The sequence below is a fragment of the Paenibacillus doosanensis genome (genome assembly GCF_025060755.1).
In the GTDB taxonomy this organism is placed as follows: Bacteria; Bacillota; Bacilli; order Paenibacillales; family NBRC-103111; genus Paenibacillus_S; species Paenibacillus_S doosanensis.
This window is the reverse complement of sequence record NZ_JANYUY010000003.1, coordinates 254,984-269,873: the sequence shown is the minus strand read 5'-3', so window position 1 is coordinate 269,873 and position 14,890 is coordinate 254,984. Positions and strand designations below refer to the sequence as shown.

At 54.3% G+C, this 14,890-nt stretch carries 16 protein-coding genes; all 16 read right to left on the bottom strand.

Annotated elements, in window-relative coordinates; translation table 11 throughout:
• Window positions 1-817, bottom strand: an 817-nt coding sequence (locus N0M98_RS05105) for a TP0910 N-terminal domain-containing protein (protein WP_510823059.1), incomplete at its 3' end; no start/stop codon positions are given.
• Window positions 818-934: 117 nt separating this feature from the next.
• Window positions 935-1,618, bottom strand: coding sequence for a ribonuclease HII (gene rnhB / locus N0M98_RS05100; protein WP_259617109.1), 684 nt, complete (start codon window positions 1,616-1,618; stop codon window positions 935-937).
• Between the two features lie 79 nt (window positions 1,619-1,697).
• Window positions 1,698-2,585: a ribosome biogenesis GTPase YlqF gene (gene ylqF / locus N0M98_RS05095; protein ID WP_259617108.1), complete on the bottom strand. Its 888-nt coding sequence runs from the start codon at window positions 2,583-2,585 to the stop codon at window positions 1,698-1,700.
• A gap of 32 nt (window positions 2,586-2,617) precedes the next feature.
• The gene (gene lepB, locus N0M98_RS05090; protein WP_249862778.1) at window positions 2,618-3,190 is read right to left on the bottom strand and encodes a signal peptidase I; all 573 of its coding nucleotides are present in this window, start codon (window positions 3,188-3,190) and stop codon (window positions 2,618-2,620) included.
• 77 nt (window positions 3,191-3,267) lie between these two features.
• A complete protein-coding gene (gene rplS, locus N0M98_RS05085) occupies window positions 3,268-3,609 on the bottom strand; it encodes a 50S ribosomal protein L19 (RefSeq protein WP_249862777.1) in 342 nt (113 codons plus the stop codon).
• A 166-nt stretch (window positions 3,610-3,775) separates the two neighbouring features.
• Window positions 3,776-4,522 carry a tRNA (guanosine(37)-N1)-methyltransferase TrmD gene (gene trmD / locus N0M98_RS05080; protein ID WP_249862776.1) on the bottom strand — a complete coding sequence of 249 codons (747 nt, stop codon included), beginning with the start codon at window positions 4,520-4,522 and terminating at the stop codon, window positions 3,776-3,778.
• Window positions 4,522-5,043: a ribosome maturation factor RimM gene (rimM, locus tag N0M98_RS05075; protein ID WP_259617107.1), complete on the bottom strand. Its 522-nt coding sequence runs from the start codon at window positions 5,041-5,043 to the stop codon at window positions 4,522-4,524. The genes trmD and rimM overlap by 1 nt, the downstream gene beginning before the upstream one ends.
• A gap of 149 nt (window positions 5,044-5,192) precedes the next feature.
• Complete coding sequence (locus N0M98_RS05070) at window positions 5,193-5,423, bottom strand: KH domain-containing protein (protein WP_249862774.1); 231 nt, start codon at window positions 5,421-5,423, stop codon at window positions 5,193-5,195.
• Between the two features lie 24 nt (window positions 5,424-5,447).
• Complete coding sequence (rpsP, locus tag N0M98_RS05065; RefSeq protein WP_249862773.1) at window positions 5,448-5,720, bottom strand: 30S ribosomal protein S16; 273 nt, start codon at window positions 5,718-5,720, stop codon at window positions 5,448-5,450.
• Window positions 5,721-5,773: 53 nt separating this feature from the next.
• On the bottom strand, window positions 5,774-7,147 hold the full coding sequence (gene ffh, locus N0M98_RS05060) for a signal recognition particle protein (protein ID WP_249866518.1): 1,374 nt from the start codon (window positions 7,145-7,147) through the stop codon (window positions 5,774-5,776).
• Between the two features lie 21 nt (window positions 7,148-7,168).
• Window positions 7,169-7,519: a putative DNA-binding protein gene (locus tag N0M98_RS05055; RefSeq protein WP_249862772.1), complete on the bottom strand. Its 351-nt coding sequence runs from the start codon at window positions 7,517-7,519 to the stop codon at window positions 7,169-7,171.
• A 116-nt stretch (window positions 7,520-7,635) separates the two neighbouring features.
• Window positions 7,636-8,646: a signal recognition particle-docking protein FtsY gene (gene ftsY / locus N0M98_RS05050; RefSeq protein WP_249862771.1), complete on the bottom strand. Its 1,011-nt coding sequence runs from the start codon at window positions 8,644-8,646 to the stop codon at window positions 7,636-7,638.
• An 80-nt stretch (window positions 8,647-8,726) separates the two neighbouring features.
• Window positions 8,727-12,299 (bottom strand): chromosome segregation protein SMC, encoded by a 3,573-nt coding sequence (gene smc / locus N0M98_RS05045; RefSeq protein WP_259617106.1) that lies wholly within the window; start codon window positions 12,297-12,299, stop codon window positions 8,727-8,729.
• Window positions 12,300-12,461: 162 nt separating this feature from the next.
• A complete protein-coding gene (gene rnc, locus N0M98_RS05040; protein WP_249862769.1) occupies window positions 12,462-13,160 on the bottom strand; it encodes a ribonuclease III in 699 nt (232 codons plus the stop codon).
• A gap of 89 nt (window positions 13,161-13,249) precedes the next feature.
• The gene (gene fabF, locus N0M98_RS05035; RefSeq protein WP_249862768.1) at window positions 13,250-14,488 is read right to left on the bottom strand and encodes a beta-ketoacyl-ACP synthase II; all 1,239 of its coding nucleotides are present in this window, start codon (window positions 14,486-14,488) and stop codon (window positions 13,250-13,252) included.
• A 148-nt stretch (window positions 14,489-14,636) separates the two neighbouring features.
• Entirely contained in the window at window positions 14,637-14,870 is a 234-nt protein-coding gene (gene acpP, locus N0M98_RS05030; RefSeq protein WP_249862767.1) for an acyl carrier protein, read from the bottom strand.
• Between the last annotated feature and the right edge of the window lie 20 nt (window positions 14,871-14,890).

The window sequence follows — 14,890 nt, the reverse complement described above, 5'->3', positions numbered from 1 at the left end:
GGACAAGCCCGCCGCCGGCCGAAGGCGGCTGCGGCGCTGCTGCGGCGGCGCGATCCGCCGCGCTGCCCGGCATAGCGGCGGTGCCGCCCTGCGGGCCGGTCGCCGCCATGGCGCCATTGGCGCCCCCGGATGAAGGAAGCAGCTGTCCCGACGCTTCCTTCATCCCGGCCACGACCTGCCGGAACGCGTCCAGCGCCGCTCGCGTTCCGGCGGACAGCTCGCTGCGGCCGTCAAGCAGGCCGCTTACCTGGGCTTCCAGCTGCCGCAGCGTTTCGTGAAACGCTGGGCCCGCCATCGCCTGCTTCAAAGCGCCCACGCTGTCCGCAGTTAACGGAATCCCTTTTTGGAAAGCAAGCGCCGCCGTTGGAAGCCACTCCTCTTGAGCCATACCTGCGGGCAGCTGCGCCTGAAGCTGCGCGAACAGCTGCACGTTCTCCTTCGACAGCGGAACTCCCGCCTGATGAAGCGCCTGCACGAGCTGGCGGTTTGCCGTATTGTCGGGCAAGCCCAAATTTTTCAGCACGTCGGCCAAAGAACCGTCGGCGATTTGCACGGCCGATGCTTGAAGCGGCTTCAATATGATTTTACCGGCGGCCGCTTCCGGCTGTACCTGCAGCATCGTTACCTCGCCCTGCTTCAAAGGCGTCTCCAGCTGCGCTCTTACCTGCACGCCGCCAATATTGATGATCGCATCCCGCTCGCTTATAAGCTGGACGACCATCCCTTTTACCACTTCTCCCGTCTTCAGCTCCAGCGTCTTCGGCTCTGAAGGCTGGGCGTCGCCGAGAAAGCTTTTGATCATTCCGCTTATATTCACGGGCTCTCCCTCCCGAAACTTAATTTCAGCATTGCAGCGTATGACTCTATATCGGCATCCGGCGCTTTTTTTTACACCCGATGGAACGAAAAAACGGCAACTTATGTATTCTATGAGTTAAAATAATTCCAACTGCTCCTGCTGCGCAAGCAGATTTTTTAAAAACGTCTGCCGATGAAGCGGCGTCGCCCCGTATTCGAGAATTTTTTCCCGGTGCAGCTTGGTCGCATAGCCTTTGTGCAGGGCCAGTCCGTATTCGGGGTACTCTAGGTCCCAGTGGAGACACATCCGGTCCCGCGTCACTTTGGCGATGATCGAAGCGGCGGCAATCGACTGGCTCATCGCATCTCCGTGAATGATGGCCATCTGCGGCAGCGGAACGTCCACCTTCTCCGCATCGACCAGCAAATATTGCGCCGCCGGCTTTAGCTTCTCGACGGCCTGCTTCATCGCAAGACGCGCCGCCTGTTTAATGTTGATCGCTTCGATCGTCGCTACGTCCACGACGCCGACTCCGATTGCGACAGCCTCCCGTTCGATCAGTTCGTACAGCTGCTCCCGCTTTTTCGGGCTCAGCTTCTTGGAATCGTCGATTTCCTCCAGCACGAGACCTTTGGGCAAAATAACCGCTGCGGCCACGACGTCGCCGAACAAACACCCCCGCCCGACTTCATCGACCCCCGCTATATGCTCGACGCCCTGCTCCCAGAGCATCTGTTCATGTTCCAATAACATAACTAAGCCTTCCCTTTCTTTCACCAGTATCCCGGCGTACTTTCCGAGCCTTGCCCGTATGCCCATTATACTAGAAAGCCGCCGTACCGGATACCCGTCGTTCCAGCAAAATATACATAGAAAAAAGCCACTCTGACATCTAACGTTAGAGTGGCTTTTCTTCATTTACATCGTCGGGTGATTCCAGGCTGATCCGGCCCATTTTTCCGGCTCGCAGCTCCCGCAAAATCGTCAAGGACGCTTTCTCCAGATCGACCCTGCCCCCGCTGACCAGAGCGCCCCGTTTGCGTCCGATCGCTTCCATCACTTCGATCACCGCATCGTTGTCTTCCGGATCGTCCGGCATCTTGTCGATACCGAAGCGCTCTTTGAGCGCCCCTCCGTAGTGCACGGTCAAATAGCGCAGCGTATAAAAGGCGATATCCTCGGGATGCAATATCTCTTCCTTGATCGCGCCGGTGGCGGCAAGTCTCATGCCTACCTGCTGATCCTCGAACTTTGGCCACAAAATGCCCGGCGTATCGAGCAACTCCATCTCGGTCCCCACTTTGATCCATTGCTGCCCTTTCGTAACGCCGGGCTTATCTCCGGTAGCGGCAATTTTTCGTCCCGCGAGCCGATTGATCAGCGTCGATTTGCCGACGTTGGGAATGCCTACGATTAAGGCGCGAATGGCGCGCGGGTTGATCCCTTTGCGCAGCTGAGTTTCAATTTTGGCGGCCATCAGCTGCCTGCAGCGAGCCATAATTTCTTTCATCTGATTGCCGGTCGCCGCGTCGACGGGAAGCGCCTGCAGCCCTTCTCCGGCGAAATAGGCAACCCATTTTGCGGTCACATCCGGGTCTGCCAGATCGCTCTTGTTGAGCAAAACAAGCCGTGGCTTATTTTGCAATATTTCGTCAATCATCGGATTTCTGCTGGATAACGGAATCCGTGCGTCCAACAGTTCAATCACCACATCGATCAGCTTCAATTTATCTTGAATTTGCCGGCGGGCTCTTGTCATGTGACCTGGAAACCACTGAATCGTCATACGGTCACCTCAACTTTTTTTACTGCTATTTTCTAGAAATGCACCAGGCTGATTTTATCGAACGGCCAGAAGATCAAATCGGCGCGACCGACAATTTTATCGTACTCGACAGGTCCGATGTCCCGGCTGTCTTGGCTATTGGAACGATTGTCCCCCATCACGAACACCATGCCCTCCGGCACCGTTTTCTCCGGGAAGTTTCTCGTGTTGTACGGCACCCCTTTTTTAGCGGCGTCATCCAATGCCTTCTGCAAATACGGTTCGTCCAGCACCTTGTTGTTCACATACACTTTGTCGCCTTCTACCTTCACCGTTTCTCCCGGGAGGGCGATGACGCGTTTTATGTAATCTTTCTCCTTCGTAGCATGGAACACTACGACTTCGCCTCGTTCCGGCTTGTGCAAGGAGTAAATCATTTTGTTGACGATAAGTCGTTCACCGGTATAAAAATTCGGCTCCATGGACGGCCCTTCCACAATGAACGGAGCAAAAATCAACCATCGTATAAAAAACACGAGAGCCGCGGCAATCAGCAGCGCCTTGATCCATTCCCAAGCTTCGCTCTTGAGCGGATTCGATTTGTCCACAGTTTGTTCCTGCTCCATACAGACCTGCCCTTCTCTCCAATAATCTGCGAAAAACGAAAAGGGGCTTGGTAAACAAGCCCCCCATTGGTTTCGTCTTAACGAATTTCTTGAATTCTTGCCGCTTTACCGCGAAGACCACGCAAGTAGTACAGCTTCGCGCGACGAACTTTACCACGGCGAGCCACCTCAAGCTTGTCAATCTTCGGGGAATGTACTGGGAACGTTCTTTCTACGCCAACACCGTAAGAAATTTTTCTAACGGTAAAGGTTTCGCTGATTCCGCCGCCGCGGCGTTTAATAACAACACCTTCGAACAGCTGAATACGTTCGCGGGAACCCTCGATAACTTTTACGTAGACTTTCACTGTATCGCCTGGACGAAAGCTAGGCAGATCTTGGCGAAGTTGTTCCTTTGTAATCTCCTGGATCAAACTCATGTATGACTCCCTCCTTCCACACAGGTGTTCATTCCGCCTCTGCAGTTGCCATTCGTGTTGTTATGCGTAGAGGACCACCGTAATCGGGCAAAAATGCCACAACGTTGTATATATTAGCATATCTCCGGGCCAATTACAACTTGTATTTGCAAAAGTTGCATCGGATTTACGAACTCGTATCCTTGCCGTCCTGCAATTCCTGCAGCCATTGCCGCTCTTCCTTGCCTAGCGGATACTTAGCGAGCAGGTCGGGGCGTTTGCGCCATGTGCGCTCAATCGCCTGCTTCTTGCGCCATTTTTCGATATTGGCATGATGCCCGGACAATAAAATATCCGGCACCGCCCATTCCCGGAATTGCACCGGTCTGGTATAGTGCGGGTATTCAAGCAAGCCGGTGCTGAAGGAATCCGTTACGGCCGAGGTTTCGTTTCCGAGCACGCCGGGCAGAAGCCGGGCTACGCTGTCAATGACGACCATAGCCGGCAGTTCCCCGCCCGTGAGCACATAATCGCCGATCGATAGCTCGTCCGTGACGAGATGCTCCCGTATTCGCTCGTCATAGCCTTCGTAATGTCCGCAGATGAAAATCAGATGCTCTTCTCCGGACAGCTCCTCTGCTTTGCGCTGCGTAAACGGTTCTCCCTGGGGACACATCAGAATGATCCGCGGCTTGCTTGCAAGCGGGTCCGTCAGCGACTCTACGGCGGCAAAGATCGGCTCAGGCTTCAATACCATGCCTCCGCCTCCGCCATAAGGATAATCGTCGACCGTGCTATGCTTATTGTTCGAAAAATCGCGAAAGTTGACCGTATTCAGCTCGACGATGCCTTTTTCCCTCGCCTTGCCCAAAATGCTCGAAGAAAACACGCCGTCGAACATCGCCGGAAATAATGTTAAAACATCGATTCTCATCAATCCAGCAAGCCTTCCATCAGGTGAACCTTCACCCGTTTGTTCTCCACATCCACTTCAAGTATGACCTCGTCGATATACGGGAGCAGCACAGGCTTTCCTTTCTCGCACTCGACGACCCAGACGTCGTTGGCTCCCGGCGATAAAATTTCGCTGATCTTGCCGAGCTCCTCGCCCTCGTCCGTAACGACCGTACAGCCGATGATTTCGTGATAATAAAACTCATCGTCCGGCAGCTCGCTCAAATACTGCTCTTCCACCTTGAGCAGCCACCCTTTGTACTTCTCCACGTCGTTGATGTTGTCGAAGCCTTTAAATTTGACGACAAACATTTTTTTTTGCTCGCGCGCCGATTCCACGATTACCGGCATACGCGTTTGTTTTTGCGGATCGAAAAAGACTAAAGCGCTGCCTTTAGCGAAACGCTCATCGGGAAAATCCGTCTGCGGAACGATTTTCAAATCCCCCCGGATACCATGAGTATTTACGATTTTTCCAACTGTATACAATTTTTCGCTCATTCTGCCCCTCCGGCAAACAAATAAATATATAGAGAAAACCTCTATCGGGATCTTCGGACTGAATGACCGCGCGTAGAGGCAGGTTTAAACAGAAGCATTCCTATATGGCAAGAAAGAGTTAGGATCGCTCCTAACTCTCATAATGTCCCTTAAGACACAATTTCAACCGAGACACGCTTGCTTTCTTTTACTGCAGCCGAAGTGACTACGGTACGAAGGGCTTTGGCAATACGTCCTTGCTTGCCGATCACTTTTCCGACATCGTCGGGATGAACGGACAGCTCGAATGTAATATTGCGGTCGTCCTCCACCGCGTTCACTTTTACTTCATCGGGATGATCAACCAACGCCTTAGCGATAACGGTGATAAGATCTTTCATACAACCCTCCGAATCGGCAGAATATTACTTCTGCAGTTTGGATTCATGAAACTTTGTCATGATACCCGCTTGGCTGAACAGACTGCGAACGGTATCGGAAGCTTGAGCGCCAGTTTGAAGCCATTTCAGCGCTTTTTCCTCGTCGATGTTTACAACAGCTGGTTTTGCAACCGGGTTGTAAGTTCCGATCTCTTCGATGAAGCGACCGTCACGCGGAGAACGGGAATCCGAAACTACCACACGATAAAATGGAGCTTTATGAGCGCCCATACGTTTAAGACGAATACGTGTTGCCACTTTAAAATCACCTCCCACATAGAATAAACTGCTTATGATCACGCTCCCGCCGATTAACCGAACGGGAACTTCATTCCTTTACCCAGCTTGCCTTTTAATCCTTTGAGCGCCTTCGGCCCCTTCGGGCCCATCATGCTGGAAAACTGCTTCATCATCTTGCGCATATCGTCGAACTGCTTGATGAATCGGTTTACATCCTGCACCGAATTCCCGCTGCCGGCCGCAAGCCGCTTGCGTCTGCTAGGGCTCAGCATATCCGGATTCGCGCGCTCTTCCTTGGTCATGGATTTGACGATAGCCGCGATGCGCGCCATCTGCTTGTCATCCACCTTGAGGTCTTTCATCCCCTTCATCTTGTTCGCTCCGGGGAGCATATCCAAGATTTGATCGAGCGGCCCCAGCTTCTTGACCTGCTCCATCTGATCGAGGAAATCGTCGAAGGTGAACTCTGCGGTGCGCATCTTGCGCTCCATTTCCTTCGCTTTCTCCGCGTCGATGCCCGCCTGCGCTTTCTCGATCAAGGTCAGCATATCCCCCATGCCGAGAATACGCGACGCCATCCGGTCCGGATGGAACGGTTCCAGCGCATCCAGCTTTTCGCCGATCCCGGCGAATTTGATCGGGCAGCCCGTAACCGCCTTAACCGAGATGGCGGCGCCGCCACGCGTATCTCCGTCCAGCTTGGTCAGCACGACGCCGGTCAGCGCAAGCTGCTTATGGAAGCTTTCGGCCACATTGACCGCATCCTGCCCTGTCATCGCATCGACGACGAGCAGCGTCTCGTCCGGCTTGATCGCTTCGACGATTTGCTTCAGCTCGTCCATCAGGCCTTCGTCAATATGCAATCGGCCTGCGGTATCGACGATCAGGTAGTCGTTACCGTTATCCTTGGCATGCTGCAGCGCTTGTTTGGCGATTTCGACCGGACTTACCTGATCGCCCATCGTAAACACGGGCACCTTCAACTGCTCGCCGAGCACCTGGAGCTGCTTGATCGCAGCGGGGCGGTAGATGTCGCCGGCCGCCAGGAGCGGACGATGGTTTTGCTGCAAAAGCATTTTGGCGAGCTTCCCGGTCGCCGTCGTTTTACCGGCACCCTGCAAGCCGACCATGAGCACGACGGTAGGCGGCCGGTTGGAACGGGCCAGCTTGCTTTGCGTTCCGCCCATAAGCTCCGTCAGCTCTTTGTTTACGATATCGACCACGACCATCGCAGGGGTAAAGCTCTGCAAAACTTCTTGTCCGATCGCGCGTTCCTTTACCTTGGCGATAAATTCCTTGACGACTTTAAAATTGACGTCGGCCTCAAGAAGCGCGAGGCGAACTTCGCGCAGCGCCTCGTTAACATCGTCTTCCGTTAGCTTTCCTTTGCCTCTCAGCTTGCTGAACACATTCTGCAACCGGGTCGCTAATCCTTCGAATGCCATGGCCATTTCACCTCTTGAGCTTTAGTCGAGATCCAGCAAGCCGCTCGCGAGGCGTTTCGCCTGCTGCCGCTCTTCTTCCGGCAATCCGCCGAGCAGAGCGTCAAGCTGCTGTACTTTGTGCTGCCTTTGTTCATGCTTGGACAGAAGCTGCAGCTTGGTCTCGTATTCCTCGAGCACCGCTTCCGCTCTCTTTATATGTTCATAGACGGCCTGGCGGCTGATTTGAAACTCCGCAGCGATTTCGCCAAGCGAGTAATCGTCGTGAAAGTAATGCTTGCAAAACATTTGCTGCTTCTCTGTCAGCAGCTTCTCGTAAAAGTCAAACAGCAAGTTAATGCGGTTCGTCTTGGTCAGTACATTTTCTTCCGCCATAGTGCCTCGCCTCCGTTAAGGTAAAACACTTTACAGGAGCAACAGAACCTATAATACCCAAAACGCGAATCGATGTCAAGCTATTTTCCTTGTCACCCAAAAATCGTTTGCCCGCGCTAGGAATTCAGCGATTCCTCCCCCTGCTCCTGCTCCCCTTCGGGAATCCATTTACTGAAGAGCGCATGTACGAACTGATCGGAATCGAACGGCTGCAGATCGTCCATTTTCTCGCCCAGTCCGACGAATTTCACCGGCAGCTGCAGCTCCTGGCGAATCGCCACGACGATACCGCCTTTGGCCGTCCCGTCCAGCTTGGTCAGCACGAGTCCGGTGAGGCCCGATTTCTCGTCGAACAGTCTGGCTTGACTCAATGCGTTTTGCCCAGTCGTCGCATCCAGCACCAGCAGCACCTCATGAGGCGCATCGGGCACCTCGCGGCGGATGACGCGATAAATTTTGTTCAGCTCTTCCATCAAATTCACTTTATTTTGCAGACGTCCGGCCGTATCGCAGAGCAGCACGTCGACGCCGCGGTTTTTGGCCGCATGCAGCGCATCGAACATAACGGCCGCGGGATCGGAGCCCGCCTGCTGCTTGATGACGTCGACGCCGACCCGCTGCCCCCATACTTCCAACTGCTCGATAGCTCCGGCGCGGAACGTATCCCCTGCGGCGAGCAGCACCTTTTTGCCTTGCGATTTCAAATGATGGGCCAGCTTGCCGATCGTCGTCGTCTTGCCGACGCCGTTTACGCCGACAAACAGGATGACGGTAGGTCCGGAGCTTGCCATATTCAGCGAAGCGTTCTCCTCACCCTTCAGCAGCTTGATAATCATTTCGGACAAAATCGGCTGCAGCTCGCTCGGTTGTTCGATCTTGCGCTTGCGCACCTCGGAGCGCAAATCCTCGATCAGCTTCATCACGGTGTTGACGCCTACGTCCGCGCCGATCAAAATTTCCTCCAGCTCTTCATAAAAATCCTCGTCAATTTTTTTGCGGCGGCTGAACAAATCCTCCACCCGATCGACGAACACGTCCCGGGTTTTCGCCAAGCCTTCTTTAAATTTATTCGTTACCGCCTCCGCTTTGGTGGAGATGCTTTCTTTCAACCGTTTAAAAAAACTCATCCGCTATAGCCCTCTCTTCTTCGACTTATATATAAGCTTCTGCTCGAAGCCGCTTCCCGCGCAAGTTCCCCTGTCCTTCATCAGCTGGCGATAATCGCCTCGTCCTCTTCCAGGCGGACCGAGACGAGCTTGGACACGCCGCCCTCTTCCATCGTAACGCCGTACAGCACGTCGGCTTCCTCCATCGTCCCTTTACGGTGGGTAACGACGATGAACTGCGTCTGCTGCGAAAATTCGCGCAAATATTCGGCGAAACGGGTGACGTTCGCTTCATCCAAGGCCGCTTCGACTTCGTCCAGTACGCAGAACGGCACCGGCTTCACCCGGATGATCGAAAATAGCAGCGCAATCGCGGTCAGCGCGCGCTCTCCGCCGGAGAGCAGCTGCAAATTTTGCAGCTTTTTGCCCGGGGGCTGAGCAACGATCTCGATGCCCGTATCGAGCAGACTGTCCGGCTCGGACAAAATCAGGTCGGCTCGTCCGCCGCCGAACAGCTTGGAGAATACGACGACAAAATGCGAACGTATCGCATCGAAGGTCGTCCGGAATCGTTTGGACATCTCCTCGTCCATTTCGCGGATTACTTGGTACAGCGTCGTTTTTGCCTCGACGAGATCGTTTTTCTGCTCGCTCAAAAACTGGAATCGTTCATTGACCCGGGCAAACTCGTCGATCGCGCCCAAGTTGACTTCTCCGAGCCACGAAATTTCCCGTTTCAAATCGCGAACGAGATTTTGCGCGCCCAGCACATCCTCCGGAACCGGATAACGCTCCTTGGCCAGCTCGAAGCTCAGCTCGTAGTCGTCGGCCAGCTTCTTCAGCAGATTTTCCAGCTCTACGTCCAGCCGGTTGACCCGGACCTCGGTTTGATGCAGATGCTCCTCAACCTGACGCAGCTGATTGCGCTCTTCTCTCGTTTTGTTCTCCTCATGCTCCAGCTTGGACAGCCAGCCGGCCCGCTCCGCCCGCTTCAGGTCCAGCTGCTCGGTGCAGTGCTGCTTCTTCAGCTTGAGCGTGTTCAGCAGCTCGATCTGCAGAACGGATTCCTGCTGATGATTGGACATATCCAGCTCAAGCTGCTGGAGCAAGCTGCGATTCAGATCAAGCTCGTTCTTCAAAGCGTTCAGCTCCGAGGACAACCTGCGTTCCTGATCCTGCATCGACTGTTTCTCCTGCGACTGCGAAGCGACCTTGATCTTCAGGTCGGTCAGCTGCGTCTGCAGCTCCTCCTTCGCCTGCTCCCCTGCCTTGCGGGCCAGCTCCGCCTCGCGGATCGCCTGCTGGACGATCGCTTCCTCCTGTTTCAGCCGCTCCAACGACTCAAGGGCGGCTTCACGGCGAGCCGTCAGATCGCGCCGCTCTGCGTCGAGGGCGTCGCCGTCCTCGTTGTACAGCGCGAGCTGGTCTGCGACCTGCTTCGCTTCATTTTCAAGCGGCTGCAGTCGGGCGCGAATTTGCTGCTCTTCGATCCGCAGCGTCTCGCCCGCTTGACGCAGTTCCTCAAGCGTCTGCGTTTCCGTCGCTATTTCCTTGCGCACCTGCTCCGCTTTCGTGCGCAGCTGCTTCAGCTGGGTTTCGGACAAGGCGATTTCCTTGTCCATCTCCTCGATTTGCCGCTGGCGGCTGAGCAGGCTCGTCGTTTTCTTCTGCTGGCTGCCCCCGGTCATCGAACCGCCGGGGTTGACCACATCGCCTTCCAGCGTCACGACGCGGTAGCGATACTGCACCCTTGCGGCGATACGGTTCGCTACCTCCAACTGGCTGGCAATAATGACATTGCCGAGCAAGCTGCCGACGATTTGGCGGTACGTTTCGTCATACCTCACCAAATCGGCGCCGATGCCGACGAATCCTTCCATTCCTTCGATAGCGCGTTTCTCCGCTTCCGGAATCGAGCGGCCGCGAATGACGTCGAGCGGCAGAAACGTCGCCCGTCCGAGCTGACGCCGCTTCAGAAAAGCGATCGCCTCGCGCCCGTTTGCCTCGCTGTCAACGACAACGTGCTGAAGCGCTCCGCCCAAAGCGGTTTCCATCGCGACCTCCACATCGGCCGGCACCTTGACCAACTCGGCCACGGCGCCGTGAATGCCGCGCAGATCGCGGCGGTCCTTCGCCTTCAGCACCTCTTTGACGCCATGCATAAAGCCGTCGTAGTCGTTTGCCATCTCGCGCATCGTATCGCGGCGCGAAGTCAGCGCATCCAGCTTCTGTTCCCATTTGCGAACGGTAGACTGCGACTCCTCGGACATCAGCTGCTTTGACTTCAGCCCTTGCGTAAGCTCGATATATTGGTTGCGCGCCTCCGTTATTTCGGCGATGACATCCGTCAACCGCTTCTCCAGCTCCCGCTTCCTCTTGGCGATGTCCTCCTGCTGATCTTTCCACCTGCGATGCTCGTCGCCGATCCTGTCCAGCCGCTTGGAGAGAGCTTCCAGCTGTTGTTCCGTATAACGAACTTCATTGCGCGCATTCGCCATCTGATTCAGCGTTTCGAGCAGCTCGCCCTTCAGACGATCTTCCTCTCCGCTGCTGATTCCTCCGGCGACGCCCAGTAGACGGTCCTCCTCGGCTTTTAATTTAGCCTGGAATTGGATCAGCTCCACCGAAAGCGCCTTGATCTTTTCACGGTACTGCGTCAGCTCCGCGTCCTTCTCAACGATGCGCTGCTCTTGCGAAGACACCGCTTGCTGCAGTTGGGCTTGATTGGAAGCATAGTTTTTCTTGCGTTCCTTGAGCACTTCACCTTGTCCTTCGCATTTCTCGAAATCCTCGCTAATCTGCAGCAGCTGCTGCTGAAGCCCCTCGATCTCCTGCTCCAGACGCCGCGTTTCCCAGCGGTGCTTTTCCAGGTGAGCATCGTGTTGTCCGACTACGGCCGACAGCTCGACCTGCTCTTTTTTCAACTGCTCCACTTTGGCGTTCGTCTCGGTCCAAGAGCTGTAGATTTGCTCGATTTGGTACACGTACATCGCGATCTCGCTGCTCTTCAGCTGTTCCTTCAGCTCTTTGTAGCGGATCGCCTTCTCCGATTGAATTCGAAGCGGCTCGATCTGATCCTCCAGCTCGACGACCAAATCGTGAATGCGCAGCAGGTTTTGCTCGGTTTCCTGCAGCTTCTTCTCCGTCTCGCGCTTGCGGGATTTATATTTAACAATCCCCGAGGCCTCTTCGAAGATTCCCCGGCGATCCTCCGATTTGGTGCTTAAAATTTCTTCGATCCGGCCTTGTCCGATAATCGAATAGGCTTCCTTACCGATACCGGTGTCCATAAACAGCTCCGTGATGTCCTTTAACCGGCATGCTTGCTTGTTAATATAATATTCGCTGTCCCCGCTGCGATGAACGCGGCGCGTAACCGTCACTTCGTTGAACTCAAGCGCCAACGATTGATCCGTATTATCAAGGGTGAGCGACACTTCGCCATAATTGACCGCTTTGCGCGCATCGCTGCCGGCGAAAATAATGTCTTCCATTTTACCGCCGCGCAGACTTCTTGCGCTTTGTTCCCCCAGCACCCACCGGATGCCGTCGGAAATATTGCTTTTGCCGCTGCCATTCGGACCCACTACTGCTGTAATTCCTTGTACGAATTCCAGCTCCGTTCGATCGGCGAACGATTTGAAACCTGACAGCTCAATACGCTTTAAAAACATCGTCTCACCTCAACGCTATTGTACCACACATTCCCTTTTCATAGAATAAAGTCCATCATTCGACTTCGCTTAAAAACAACTCGGGCGATGCCCCAATCAAAGAAAAAAGCACCGGCGGCAACCCGTAAGCTGCCCCGCTGCATCCCTCTTGCTTGTAACGCGTTATTGAATATGAACCTTCAACGCTTCCAACGCCTGAGCCGCCGCATGCTGCTCCGCTTCCTTTTTGGAGCGGCCGGAGCCTTGCCCCAGCAGCGTGTCGTTCACATGAACCTGAGCCACAAACTCGCGTTCATGAGCAGGCCCGCGTTCGTCAACGATCTTGTACTCCAATACGCCCATATTATGCTGCTGCGTATATTCCTGCAGATGCGTCTTGAAATCGACCGTCAGCAGCTTTCCCTGATGAGGCAAATTCGGAAATACGTGTTTGCGCAAAAACGCTTTAACTACCTCCAAGCCTTGATCCAAGTACAAAGCTCCGATAAACGATTCGAACACATCAGCCAGCAAGGCAGGCCGGGTACGGCCGCCAGTCAGCTCCTCGCCCTTGCCCAGGAGCACGTAAGAGCCAAATTCCAGCTCCTCGGCAAAGCCGACGAGCGAAGGCTCGCATACGATCGATGCCCTCAGCTTCGTCAATTCCCCTTCAGAACGTTCGGGATACGTATCGAACAAATATTCGGATACGGTCAGTTCAAGCACCGCATCGCCCAAAAACTCCAACCGTTCGTTATCCTTATAATTGCCGACGCGATGTTCATTCACATAGGAGGAATGCGTAAACGCCTGCCGTAGAAGCTCGGGTTTGCGGAACGTAATATTGAGCGCCGCTTGCAGCTGCTTTAGGTTTCGATGCATGCTTTCACCACCTACTCGGACATCCGTATCATAAATTATCGCCAAGCGCGGCGCGGCAATTGCTGTCACGCATCGCTTGCCGGAAATCGTTATTGCTCGAATTTCCTCATAATAATCGTTGCGTTATGACCGCCGAAACCGAAAGAGTTGGACATCGCCACGGTTACGTCCGACTGACGGGCGGTGTTAGGCACATAATCCAGATCGCATTCCGGGTCCTGGTTGTCCAGATTAATCGTCGGCGGAATGTAACCGTGCTTCAGCGTCAATCCGCAGATCAGCGCTTCGACGCCGCCGGCGGCTCCGAGCAGATGGCCTGTCATCGACTTGGTCGAGCTGACCGCCACTTTATAAGCATGATCGCCCAGCGCTTTCTTGATCGCCGTCGTTTCGGAACGGTCTCCGACCGGCGTCGACGTTCCGTGGGCATTGATGTAATCGACTTCCTCCGGCGCAATGCCGGCGTCTTTGATCGCCTTGGCCATACAGCGCGCCGCGCCGTCCGGATCGGGATCGGTCATATGGTAAGCGTCTCCGCTCATGCCGTAGCCGATCACTTCGCCGTAAATGCGGGCTCCGCGTTTTTGCGCATGCTCGAGCGATTCGAGAATGAGAATGCCAGAGCCTTCGCCCATAACGAATCCGTCGCGGTCCACATCGAACGGACGGCTCGCTTTTTCAGGCTCCTCGTTGCGCGTGGACATGGCGCGAAGCGCACAGAAGCCGGCTACGCCCGTCGGGCTGATCGTCGCTTCCGCTCCGCCGCAGATCATGACGTCCGCGTCGCCGCGCTGGATCATTTTAAACGAATCGCCGATGGAGTGGGTACCTGTCGCACAAGCGGTTACCGCGGTGCTGTTCGGCCCTTTGGCTCCGGTAAGCATCGAAATTTGGCCGGAAGCCATATTGGCGATCATCATCGGAATAAAGAACGGACTGACCCGCTTCGGACCTTTTTCCAGCAAAATCTTATGCTGCTCTTCCCAAGTGGACAAGCCGCCGATGCCGGAGCCGACATACACGCCTACGCGCTCAGGGTCCGTATCTTCCTTAACGTTTAATCCCGCATCCTGCAGAGCGGACAAGCTCGCGGCGACGGCAAACTGCACGAAGCGGTCCATCCGCCGTGCTTCTTTCTTATCAAAATATTGCTCGGGATTGAAATCTTTAATTTCTGCGGCAATGCGCGTCGGATATTCGCTTACATCGAACAGTTCTATATTACCTACTCCGGATTTGCCCGCCATCAGGTTGCCCCAGAATGTTTCGAGATCATGCCCCAAGGAGGTCATGACGCCCATGCCTGTTATGACTACTCGTTGCTTCACGCTAATCCACCTCTATCTCAAATAACAAAGTTATGTATATGCTCACAATAGTATTTATTCGTAGTCAAGCTTCTTTTAGTGACCGCATATCGTTTAGGCTGAATGGAGATAAGTCCCGTCTAGAAGAACAAAACGGGACTTATACCAACTAAGTATGAGATTTTATGTACTCAACTACTTGACCTACCGTAGTTATTTTCTCTGCATCTTCATCAGAGATTTCCATATCAAACTCATCTTCCAATTCCATGACCAATTCTACTACATCTAGAGAATCAGCGCCTAAATCATCTTTAAAAGATGCTTCGAGGGTAACTTCTGCCTCTTCTACACCAAGACGATCGATGACGATACGTTTCACGCGATCTAAAACATCGGACATCCGGTTCACCTCCTCCTTGG

What these genes read in the sequence shown, in the direction of transcription:
- N0M98_RS05070 (WP_249862774.1), bottom strand. Translation starts at nt 5,423, where the DNA reads ATGAAAGATCTTATCACCGTTATCGCTAAGGCGTTGGTTGATCATCCC.
- rplS (WP_249862777.1), bottom strand. Translation starts at nt 3,609, where the DNA reads ATGAGTTTGATCCAGGAGATTACAAAGGAACAACTTCGCCAAGATCTG.
- acpP (WP_249862767.1), bottom strand. Translation starts at nt 14,870, where the DNA reads ATGTCCGATGTTTTAGATCGCGTGAAACGTATCGTCATCGATCGTCTT.
- ffh (WP_249866518.1), bottom strand. Translation starts at nt 7,147, where the DNA reads ATGGCATTCGAAGGATTAGCGACCCGGTTGCAGAATGTGTTCAGCAAG.
- N0M98_RS05055 (WP_249862772.1), bottom strand. Translation starts at nt 7,519, where the DNA reads ATGGCGGAAGAAAATGTACTGACCAAGACGAACCGCATTAACTTGCTG.
- ftsY (WP_249862771.1), bottom strand. Translation starts at nt 8,646, where the DNA reads ATGAGTTTTTTTAAACGGTTGAAAGAAAGCATCTCCACCAAAGCGGAG.
- rnc (WP_249862769.1), bottom strand. Translation starts at nt 13,160, where the DNA reads ATGCATCGAAACCTAAAGCAGCTGCAAGCGGCGCTCAATATTACGTTC.
- smc (WP_259617106.1), bottom strand. Translation starts at nt 12,299, where the DNA reads ATGTTTTTAAAGCGTATTGAGCTGTCAGGTTTCAAATCGTTCGCCGAT.
- rnhB (WP_259617109.1), bottom strand. Translation starts at nt 1,618, where the DNA reads ATGGGCATACGGGCAAGGCTCGGAAAGTACGCCGGGATACTGGTGAAA.
- ylqF (WP_259617108.1), bottom strand. Translation starts at nt 2,585, where the DNA reads ATGACGATTCAGTGGTTTCCAGGTCACATGACAAGAGCCCGCCGGCAA.
- trmD (WP_249862776.1), bottom strand. Translation starts at nt 4,522, where the DNA reads ATGAGAATCGATGTTTTAACATTATTTCCGGCGATGTTCGACGGCGTG.
- rimM (WP_259617107.1), bottom strand. Translation starts at nt 5,043, where the DNA reads ATGAGCGAAAAATTGTATACAGTTGGAAAAATCGTAAATACTCATGGT.
- lepB (WP_249862778.1), bottom strand. Translation starts at nt 3,190, where the DNA reads ATGGAGCAGGAACAAACTGTGGACAAATCGAATCCGCTCAAGAGCGAA.